Source organism: Mammaliicoccus sp. J-M41 (genome assembly GCF_022385935.1).
GTDB lineage: Bacteria > Bacillota > Bacilli > Staphylococcales > Staphylococcaceae > Mammaliicoccus > Mammaliicoccus sciuri_A.
The window spans coordinates 64,887-75,425 of the sequence record NZ_JAJNIR010000012.1; the positions used below are offsets into that span (position 1 = coordinate 64,887).

Here is a 10,539-nt window from a genome sequence, read left to right on the forward strand (position 1 = left end):
GTATCAATTGATATTGATTATCGATTTCAATTATTAGATAATGAAAATAGATTCCCTTTTTAAAATAATTTTACAGGAGTATAAAGTTGTATAAATTAGAAAATGTTTCAAAAAAATATAATGACAATTTTGCTATAAAAGATTTTTCTTTAACGATAGAACCAGGATCTGTTACAGGTATTGTCGGCAAAAGTGGTTCGGGAAAGTCGACGTTACTGAGATTACTGAATTTAATAGAACAACCAACAGAAGGGCGCATTGTTTTTGACGGGAAAGATACAGAAGCATTATCAAAGCGTGTTGTAAGGAAGTATAAAGAAAAAATAGGCATGGTATTTCAAAATTATAATTTGTTGAATAATCTTAATGTTGAGCAAAATATCGCTTTGCCTTTAAAAATTATTAATCAGCAAGATAATGCAAAAGTAGATGAATTAATAGGGTTTGTAGGGTTAAATGATAAAAAGGATTATTATCCAGCACAATTATCCGGTGGTGAGAAACAACGTGTTGCATTAGCAAGAGCACTCGTACGAAATCCGGATATTTTATTGTGTGATGAGGCGACAAGTAGTTTAGATGAACATAACACAGAAATCATCATTAAGATGTTGAAGAAAGTGAATAAAGCATACAACATTACGATTATTTTTGTGACGCATGAATTAAGTGTTGTTAAACAATTATGTGAAGAAGTATGTGTTATGGAGGACGGTCAATTGTTAGAGGTTATGGATAATAAAGTAGTAAGTGTAGAAAGAAATACGAATTCTTATTTAGAGAATGTTAGGCAGAGTTTAGAAGAATGACATTTTTAGAGAAGATAAATTACTACTTACCAGAATTGATTCAGTCCTTACAAGAAACGTGCATCATGTTAGGTTATTCCATGCTTATCACTTTGCTAGTTGGACTACCTCTAGGCATCGCATTATTTTTATCAAACCCAAGTATTAAAGCGTTAAATATCAATTATTATTGGTCATTTAATTTCTTAATTACATTTATACGTTCATTCCCGTACTTACTATTTGTAATCAGTTTAATCCCACTTACACGCATGATTTTAGGGAGTGCGTTTGGTCCATACCCATCGATTATCCCTTTAAGTATTGTAGGTATTGCGATATTTTCAAGGTTGGTTGAGCAAGTATTATTAGATATTCCTGGTGATATTAAAGTCTTAGCAGAATCTCTAGGTGCCTCAATATATAAATATATATGGAATTTCATATTAGTTGAATCACGTAGCGGCATTATATTGGCATATACAACGACGACAGTAAGCATGGTGTCTTATTCAACAGTCATGGGTATTGTTGGCGGTGGTGGAATAGGTGATTTCGCAATCAGATACGGTTACCAAAGTTATGAAAATGAAATCATGTATTTCTCAATCATCATCATCATTATCAGTGTATTTATCATACAAATGTTAGGAAACTTTATAGCTCAAAAAATAGATAAAAGAAAGTAGTGTAGAAATGAAAAAAAGTTTATTTGTTATGTTATTAATGTTAAGCATTATCATCGCAGGCTGTGGCGCGAATAAAAAAGATAACGAAGACAAAGTTATTAAAGTAGCTTCTCAAGCACCACCAATGACAGACGTTGTTAAACAAGCAGCAAAAGAAGCTAAAAAGGACGGCTGGGAAATTAAACTTGTCCAAGTGAATGACAACGTTGCTTATAACGATATGGTAAGTAGTAAAGAAGCAGATGCAAGTTTCGCGCAACATAAACCATTTATGGAAAAATACAACTCAGAACGTAAAGCAAATTTAGTCGCAATCCAACCGATTTATGATGCAAAAGTTGGTTTTTATTCTAAAAAATATAAAGATATCAATGACATTCCAAAAGGTACAAAAGTAGCAATACCAAATGATATTTCAAATGAAGGTAGAGCGTTAGCGATTCTTGAAGAACAAGGTCTTATTAAATTGAAAGACGGCGTTGGTGTAAATGGCACTACGAAAGATATCGTCGAAAACCCTAAAGATTTCAAATGGTTGAAAGTAGACTTACTGAACTTAGCAGAAACTTATAGTGAAAAAGATGTATCACTTGTTTATAACTATCCAACTTATATTTCTAAAATTGGCTTAAAACCTGCTGACGCATTGTTCTTAGAAAAAAACATTGATTCACGATTCTCAATTCAACTCGTTGCAAGAGAAGATAATAAAGACTCAGAAAAAATTAAAGAATTACATAAAGTTATGAAAAGTGATGCAGTTAAAAAATATCTAAAAGAAAAACATGAAGATACGTTAATTCCATCGTTTTAAAATAAAATAAGAGGTGTAGAAATGAAAAAATTATTAAGTTTTGTATTGTGTTTAGCGTTATTGTTAGCAGCATGTGGTAATAAGAACGAAGCATCAAGTAGTAAAAGTGACAGTAAAGAGCGCACATTTACGACTGAAGGCGGCGATAAAGTAAAAATTCCTAAAAATCCAAAGCGTATTCTATTACTGACAGCTAACTATGGTAACTTGAAAAAATTAGGTGTAGAACCAGTAGCGATCACAAGTGTATTCCCAGATTCTAAATATTTAGATATGAAAGATGTTAAGAAAATAGATCCAGAAGATGTTGAAGCGGCAGCGAAGCTTAAACCAGATTTAATCGTAACGTATAAAGAAAATAAAAATAATAATAAACTTTCAAAAATAGCACCAACTGTATCACTAAAAGTACAAGACACAGATTATAAGCAAACACATATCGAATACGGTAAATTAGTGAACAAAGAAGAAAAAGCTAAAAAACAAGCAGATGAACTATCAGGTAAACTTTTAAAGGACGGTAAAGAAATTAAAAAACATATCGGTGCAGATAAAACAGCTTCAATTATGGACGTACAAGCTAAAGATATTTATCAGTTCGGCGCAAGATTCGGTAGAGGTAGTGACGCACTATTCGATGGTTTCAAATTAAAAGAAGATCCAGAAGCTAAAAAAGCAATGCCAAAAGAAAAATTCATGAAAGTACCTCAAGAAAAATTTAACGATTATTCAGGAGACTACTTATTTATACCAACAAAAGACGGTAAAAAACCAAATAATGAATTTACAAATTCAACTATATGGAAAAATAATAAAGCAGTGAAAAACAATAACGTCATTTACTACACAAGTAATGAAGCATTATACGGAGATTTAATCTCAGTAGAGAAACAAGCAGAAACATTTAAAAAAGAACTATTAAAAAAATAAAGTAATATACAAAAAAGAAGCTCGAGTTGAGCTTCTTTTTTTATTTCATTATTCTAGCTCTCTTCATATTACATTCATACAATACTCATACTATCTTTACATAGGGTTAAAATATGATTGATACACTTCTTAATAGATTGCTTTTTAAATCACTATAGGGTTAATTAGGAGGAAGTGTACATGTATAATCAGTCAATAGCAAAGAGATTCATTAGTGGTACGGCATGTATGATGTTATTATTAGGGATTTCTACTACTGGTACGGTTGAGGCGAGTGGTGCTGGTGGTTCAGGATCTGATTCGTCTTTTATGAATCAACAAGCTCATTCGGATATTAAAGTGATGTCTCAGAAGCCGGAGGTAGCGCCTGTACCTAAGAAAAATCAGCCGAATCGTATTATTACGAATTTTAATGGTGATACGAAAACAGAAATGGCTTTTAATTGGTATACGACAGATCAATTTAATGATGCTAAAGTTTGGGTGTCAGAGTCGGGTCAATTTGATGATGATACACAAGCATTTGATGCAACTTCTAAACAAGTAGATTCTAAATATGTTGAACGAGATAAGAACGGCAATTTCATCTTTGCGGATGTAGAAAAAGATGACGAAGGTGAACCTGTTAAAGATGCACAAGGTAAAGAAAAAATAAATGGATATTATACAGATGAACATGCACAAGGTGCTGAATGGACGCGCGGTGATAAACATGGGAAGTCTGAGCTAATGACAGTTCCTGAATATAATTATAAAGCGAAAGCAACGGGATTAAAGCCGAATACTACATATTATTATCGCGTAGGTAGTGCAAGTGGTCCTCAAAGTGAAGTTGGACAATTCAAGACTTCTGGCAACAACGGCGATCCTTTCCAATTCGTTCAGTATACAGATACACAAAATGCTTATTGGAATGAACACGTAAGAAATGAAGCGCAATTTGGAGCAGATACGTTAAGCAATGCTATTCAAACAGCAGGCGATCCAAACTTCGCATTACACACAGGAGACTTTGTAGAAACTGCAGAAATTGAAGATGAGTGGTTAGATTTATATGATCAATCACGTCCATCATTTATGTCACTACCTGTAGCTTCTGCACCAGGTAACCATGACGAATATGCGTTAAGTGAAGATGATGAAAAATTACTGACAAAATATAACGAACATGTCAATGTGCCTAAAGAAAACAATGCGGTAAATGGTGGTTCTTATTATTCGTTTGATTATAATGGTGCACATATGGTTGTCGCTAATACAAATGATAATAAGAAATCTAAAGATAATCCTGAAGAAAAAGCAATTGGCAAAGAACAAATGGAATGGATTAAGCAAGATATTAAAGATGCAAGAAAGAATGGCTCTAAATGGGTTATCTTAAATCTGCATAAACCAATGTATTCTAAATCGTATCATGCACTATCAGATGAAGATGTTGCAAAAATACGTGACGAACTCACTCAACAAATTGATGATTTAGATGTGGATTTAGTATTACAAGGTCATGACCATGTGCTTTCGCGTACGAAACCACTAGAACATACATCGACTAAAAATAGCTTTGTAAATGCTAAGAAAGAAGATGCCAAACAAATTAGAGGGCAAGATAACATCACTTATTATGACAATCCGGAAGGTTCAGTTTACGTACTGCCTAATACAGGTGGTACAAAAGCGTATGACAGTATATATGACCGTCCTTTAGAACACATTAAGAAAGTTAGACCAGAACTAGAAGATTTAACGCAAGAAGAATTAGATCATTATAATAGTTTGTTTGCGATAGGCGAGCAACCTCATAAGACAGATGCTTTTAATGATAGTCATGAAAATAATCGAGATTCATCTGATCAGAACTTCTCAGTTTATGATGTATCTGAAGGTAAATTAGTCGTTAAAATTTATCAATTACATGGCGATATTAGTAAAGGTGAACAAAGAACAGTTAAATTAGTTGATGAATTCGGTATTAAAAAAGACTAATCATAGATTTCAAAGTTAAACAAATATCCAAAAGGCGTCTCCTTCAAATATGATGATATGGAGGCGCCTATTTGTTAATAGAAGGAGGGGTTACTTTGCGACGTGTATTCAATTATTTAAGTATGGCAGTAGTGATGATATTGATATTAAGTGGTTGTCAAAATGGTTCGCAAGAAGAGACAAAGCAGCATAGTGAAACGAAACATGCAGCAACTAGACATATTCAACTTTCAGAGCAAGACAAAGATGCATTGAAACAAGAGTTACTAAAAATTGCTGACGAATATGGCCAAGATCAGCATAAAGCAGTAACTAATCGTTATTTTAGTCGAAACGAACAAATGGAAGGTGATGGCTATGCGATTACTGATGATGGTGAAATACAAATAACAGATCATAATAAACCAGGGTGGAAACATTTTAAGATCCATAATGTTGTCGGATTAACGATGTATCAAGGACAGCATACTCAAGGTGGTTATGATGAACGTGCACAAGATCTAACTAATATTCAAGGATACAGTAGTGTCGCTAAAATGGATCAACCGATTACGAAATATTTGTTTGCAGATAACGGTAAAGTATACGAATATCAATTCAAGCCGAATAGTGAACCATCACTATCAACTGGATTTGCAACTAAAGATTACAACGGTAAAGATCCAAACTTAAAACCAAACGAAAAATTCATAGTTTCAAAGGATAAAATTTTAAATAAAAAATGGAAAATGTTGCTTTCAGAATATAAATGATAATATTTTAAAAATATCCATTATAAATTCACAGTTTAGATACGTGAAAATTTATGAAAAAATGTTATAATTGTGAATGGAAAAATAATAGCAATCATATATAGGAGGCAATTATGTCTAATTTACTTAATGTTCTAAGCGATAAACTATCAGGTAAAAATGTACGTATCGTATTACCGGAAGGTGAAGATGCGCGCGTATTAACAGCAGCAGTTAAATTACAAGCTACAGATTTGGTTGCACCAATCGTACTTGGTAATGAAGAAAAAATTAAAGAAACTGCAGCTGGTGCAGACTTATCAATCGATGGTCTAACAATCATCAACCCAGAAACAAGTGAACTAAAAGCAGATTTAGTAGAAAAATTTGTTGAACGTCGTAAAGGTAAAGCAACTCAAGAACAAGCTGAAGAATTGTTAAATAACGTTAACTACTTCGGTACGATGTTAGTTTACACTAATCAAGCTGACGGATTAGTAAGTGGTGCAGCACACTCAACTGCAGACACAGTACGTCCAGCATTACAAATTATCAAAACAAAACCAGGCGTTACAAAAACATCTGGCGTATTCTTCATGACTAAAGGTGAAGAACAATATGTATTCGGTGATTGTGCAATTAACCCAGAACTTAATGCACAAGACTTAGCTGAAATTGCAATCGAAAGTGCTAAGACTGCTCAAGCATTTGGTATGTCTCCAAGAGTAGCAATGTTAAGCTTCTCAACTAAAGGTTCAGCTAAATCACCTGATACTGAAAAAGTATCTGAAGCAGTTTCTATTGCTCAAGAGAACTTAAAAGAAACAGATTTAAAAGATGTTGTATTAGATGGTGAATTCCAATTTGATGCAGCAATCGTACCAGAAGTTGCTGCTAAGAAAGCACCAAATTCTGAAATTCAAGGTGATGCAAATGTATTTATCTTCCCTAGCTTAGAAGCGGGTAACATTGGATACAAAATTGCACAACGTTTAGGTGGATTTGATGCAGTTGGTCCTGTATTACAAGGCTTAAACGCACCTGTTAACGATTTATCTCGTGGCTGTTCAGCTGAAGACGTATATAGTCTTTCAATCATTACAGCTGCTCAAACATTATAATCATGGCAAATTTGCAAGATTATTTTACACAAGAATGGCGATACATTGACCACACTTCAGGACTGCAGCCAATGCAGTCCTTTAGTTTCGATGATACATTTTGTGATCAAGTAGGAAATGATAAAAGTCCAAGTGTTGTTAGGACATGGATACACAATCACGTCGTGATATTAGGCATACACGATTCTAGATTACCTTATTTAAAAGATGGTATTGCATATTTAAATGATGTTAGAGGTTATAGTGCAATCGTTAGAAATTCTGGCGGATTAGGTGTTGTGCTAGATAAAGGTGTGCTTAATATATCTTTAATCTTTAAAGGTAAGCATGATGTATCCATTGATACAGGATATGAAGTGATGTTACGTCTTATTCGTGAAATGTTTAAAGAAGATACTAATGAAATTGAGAATAAAGAAATTACCGCGTCATACTGCCCTGGTAGTTATGATTTAAGTATTCATAATCAAAAATTTGCTGGTATATCACAACGAAGAGTTAGAGGTGGTATAGCAGTTCAAATCTATTTATGTGTGGAAGGATCAGGCGCTGAACGTGCCGAAATGATGAAAGCATTCTATGAACATGCACTGAAAAACGAAAAGACAAAATTCATTTATCCGACTATCATATCTGAAAGCATGGCTTCATTGAACGAATTATTAGGCACTGAATATACAACTAACGACATATTATTTAAACTGTTAGGAAGTTTGAAAAATTTAGGTGCAACTTTGAATATGGATCCTGTCACAACAGAAGAATGGACATTGTACGATAAATATTTCGAAAGAATGATTGAACGCAATGATAAAATGATTCGAAATATGAAAAAACGATAAAATGACATTCTCAAACAACTGTTAAGGTGGTATAATAATTTATTGCAAAATTAACAATTAAGAAAGGTGGGGAAACAAATGCGAAATAAATTTCAAGTCTGCGATGATTGCCAAGCAGTTAACTTGCCATCACTTTTGAAAAAAATTAAAAAATTAGACCCAGAAGCTGAAATAGAAGTAGCATGCCAATCATATTGTGGACCAGGTAGAAGAAAGACATTCGCATTCGTAAATAACCGCCCATGTGCCGCTTTAACAGAAGACGAACTAATGGAAAAAATCCAAAAACAACTTCAAAAGAAACGCGATCCAGAAGAAGAAGAAAGATTGCGACTTAGAAATGAAGAACGAAAACGTCGACAAAAAGAATTAGACGAGAAGTTAAATAAGAAGTTGAAAAAGACACAGTCATAATATAAATATTAGCTATAAATCCCCTCACTACAACATGTAGTGGGGGCTTTTTTTTATCATATTATATGTTTGCTAATTTTTTTAAACCTATTAACCACTTAAAAATTTTTGTTGTAAGGAATTTTATCGTTATTGACATAAAATTGGGAAATATTGTATAATTGGTTTGTAAAAGAGGAGAGTCCATACCGTTAAGTTGGAAATGAAAAAGAGGAGATTTCAAGCCGTTAAATTGAAGGTGAAAAAAGAGGAGAGTTCAAGCCGTTAAGTTGAAGACTAAAAAAGATAGAAGAGTAGTCCTAATGGGGCTACTCTTTTTTGCTATTTAATCATAATCATCCATAGAAAGGACGAACATCATGACATTAAGATTGTTCAAATTAAATAAGGCGTATGTTAAATATTTAAGTACTGTAGATAATAAAGTTCTATATAATCATGAGAAAAATACTATGCCATATGTTGGAGTAGTATTTACAATAAAAAACTATAACTATTTTGTTCCATTATCATCGCCTAAAGATAAACATAGATTAATAAAAGAAAATAGAACATTAACAAAATTAGATAATGGTAAGTTGGGGGTTTTAAATCATAATAATATGATACCTGTTCCTCGTAGTGAGTTTGAAGAATTAGATATTTCTAAGTATGGTAGCCAATACGAAATGTTATTAGCCAATCAACAAACTGAAATCAGGAAGATGCAAGATAAAATAAAAAGAAAATCTAAAAAGCTTTATGATCTTATAAATAATTCTACTAATAACCATTCAGGGTTAAGAGAATTTTGTTGTGACTTTAAATTATTGGAAAAGGCATGTTTGGAATATGAACAACAAAAATAAAACACTCATACAATAAGTGATAGTAGACTTTTAGAAATAAGTGAAACAATCAAAATTAGATATCGATTTGTAATTCCCTCTACTATCCAAATATTTATATCATATTATATGTTTGCTAATTTTTTTAATTCATCCATATTTAAGATGTTATAGCTATTGTTCTCTTTTGCTAAATATCCTTTTTGTACAAAATCTGCGATAACAAATAATAAATGTCGATAAGATACACCTAAGTATTGTGCGACTTGTGTATGTTTTTCTTCATATTTGCCATTTTGTTCTGTAACTAAAATAAAAGAAGCGAGTCTTTTAGATAATGGATATGATTGATTTCGTGTTGAAGTTCGAATGTTTTTCATATTCTTATGTGCGATATAAGATAATAAATTCTTTAATAATACGGGATCCGTTAATAAAGTGTCTTTAAGTTCATTAAGTGGTACTGCTAAACACCAACAATCTTCAATTGCTTGGACATTAAGTGGTGCAACGTGTTCATCTATCAATTCCATTTCTCCTATAAAAGAAGAAGGCGCAAAAAAATCGATTAAAGAAACTTGGCCATTTTCCATGTATTCGTATAATTTTGTCTTTCCTTTAACAAGATAAAATAAATATTCGGGTTTTTGAGTGTCTTGAATAATATGATCTTTTTGAGATATGAAAAAGAGTTTTATGTGTTGTTGCACATCAAATCCAAAGAGATCGAGATAATTGAATTGGTCTATTAAATCTTGTTTAAGTTTGTCATTATAAATTTCTCTCAATATTTCACACCTCTTATATGATATTTCTCATACTTACTTTAATCTTTGCAGAAGTATAATACAAGAATAAAGAAAAGGCTTACAAAGAGGAGAGGAATTATAATGGAAAAACAAAAAATAATTTTAGATTGCGACCCTGGTCATGATGATGCAATAACGATGTTAATGGCATACATTCATCCTAATATTGATTTACTGGGTATAACAATTGTTTCAGGAAATCAAACGCTTGAGAAAACTGTTAAGAATGGTTTGAGTGTCGCACAGCACTTGAATATGGACGTTAAAATATATAGTGGGGCATCTGAACCTTTAGTGAGAGAACGTGTAGTTGCTGACAATGTCCATGGAGAAACAGGCATGGATGGTCCTGTATTTGATGCGTTAAATAGAGAACCCGAAGATAAAAGAGCGGTACAATTTATCATTGAAACGTTATTAAATGGTATGTCAACAAAAACTTAGACAGAATTCATAAGTTTATAAGAGGTTGGTGTTTGATAATTTAATCCTGCATGTAATCTTTCATTGTTATACCAGTTTATATACATTTTTAATTCAATTTCTAATTGTTCTATCGTATAGAATCTTGTAGTATTTATGAATTCTGTC

The 10,539-nt window shown here is 32.5% G+C and carries 13 protein-coding genes; 11 read left to right on the top strand and 2 right to left on the bottom strand.

Annotated features, from left to right (window positions below; translation table 11 throughout):
* Window positions 1-86: 86 nt before the first annotated feature.
* The 10 genes from LQ686_RS06700 (at window position 87) to LQ686_RS06745 (ending at window position 9,160) form a co-directional block, all read left to right on the top strand.
* Complete coding sequence (locus LQ686_RS06700; protein WP_107565241.1) at window positions 87-809, top strand: methionine ABC transporter ATP-binding protein; 723 nt, start codon at window positions 87-89, stop codon at window positions 807-809.
* Window positions 806-1,477: a metal ABC transporter permease EmtB gene (gene emtB / locus LQ686_RS06705; protein ID WP_103361272.1), complete on the top strand. Its 672-nt coding sequence runs from the start codon at window positions 806-808 to the stop codon at window positions 1,475-1,477. The genes LQ686_RS06700 and emtB overlap by 4 nt, the downstream gene beginning before the upstream one ends.
* 7 nt (window positions 1,478-1,484) lie before the next feature.
* A complete protein-coding gene (locus tag LQ686_RS06710; protein ID WP_037589949.1) occupies window positions 1,485-2,291 on the top strand; it encodes a MetQ/NlpA family ABC transporter substrate-binding protein in 807 nt (268 codons plus the stop codon).
* Between the two features lie 21 nt (window positions 2,292-2,312).
* Entirely contained in the window at window positions 2,313-3,221 is a 909-nt protein-coding gene (locus tag LQ686_RS06715) for an ABC transporter substrate-binding protein (RefSeq protein ID WP_107573123.1), read from the top strand.
* Window positions 3,222-3,401: 180 nt separating this feature from the next.
* On the top strand, window positions 3,402-5,204 hold the full coding sequence (locus tag LQ686_RS06720; protein ID WP_107590498.1) for a purple acid phosphatase family protein: 1,803 nt from the start codon (window positions 3,402-3,404) through the stop codon (window positions 5,202-5,204).
* A 95-nt stretch (window positions 5,205-5,299) separates the two neighbouring features.
* Window positions 5,300-5,956, top strand: coding sequence for a hypothetical protein (locus LQ686_RS06725; RefSeq protein ID WP_119475451.1), 657 nt, complete (start codon window positions 5,300-5,302; stop codon window positions 5,954-5,956).
* A 113-nt stretch (window positions 5,957-6,069) separates the two neighbouring features.
* Complete coding sequence (gene pta / locus LQ686_RS06730) at window positions 6,070-7,056, top strand: phosphate acetyltransferase (RefSeq protein ID WP_037589953.1); 987 nt, start codon at window positions 6,070-6,072, stop codon at window positions 7,054-7,056.
* A 2-nt stretch (window positions 7,057-7,058) separates the two neighbouring features.
* Window positions 7,059-7,898: a lipoate--protein ligase family protein gene (locus LQ686_RS06735; protein ID WP_239733214.1), complete on the top strand. Its 840-nt coding sequence runs from the start codon at window positions 7,059-7,061 to the stop codon at window positions 7,896-7,898.
* Between the two features lie 78 nt (window positions 7,899-7,976).
* Entirely contained in the window at window positions 7,977-8,312 is a 336-nt protein-coding gene (locus LQ686_RS06740) for a YuzB family protein (RefSeq protein WP_025904905.1), read from the top strand.
* A 359-nt stretch (window positions 8,313-8,671) separates the two neighbouring features.
* Entirely contained in the window at window positions 8,672-9,160 is a 489-nt protein-coding gene (locus tag LQ686_RS06745) for a type III toxin-antitoxin system ToxN/AbiQ family toxin (RefSeq protein WP_107590500.1), read from the top strand.
* 104 nt (window positions 9,161-9,264) lie between these two features.
* On the opposite strand, the gene yeiL is transcribed toward LQ686_RS06745, so the two are convergent.
* Window positions 9,265-9,927: a transcriptional regulator YeiL gene (gene yeiL, locus LQ686_RS06750; RefSeq protein WP_239733215.1), complete on the bottom strand. Its 663-nt coding sequence runs from the start codon at window positions 9,925-9,927 to the stop codon at window positions 9,265-9,267.
* Window positions 9,928-10,029: 102 nt separating this feature from the next.
* Between yeiL and LQ686_RS06755 the strand changes: the two genes are divergently transcribed.
* Entirely contained in the window at window positions 10,030-10,392 is a 363-nt protein-coding gene (locus tag LQ686_RS06755; RefSeq protein ID WP_239733216.1) for a nucleoside hydrolase, read from the top strand.
* Here the strand turns inward: LQ686_RS06755 and LQ686_RS14345 are convergent.
* Complete coding sequence (locus LQ686_RS14345) at window positions 10,389-10,529, bottom strand: IS3 family transposase (RefSeq protein WP_394882843.1); 141 nt, start codon at window positions 10,527-10,529, stop codon at window positions 10,389-10,391. The genes LQ686_RS06755 and LQ686_RS14345 overlap by 4 nt on opposite strands.
* Between the last annotated feature and the right edge of the window lie 10 nt (window positions 10,530-10,539).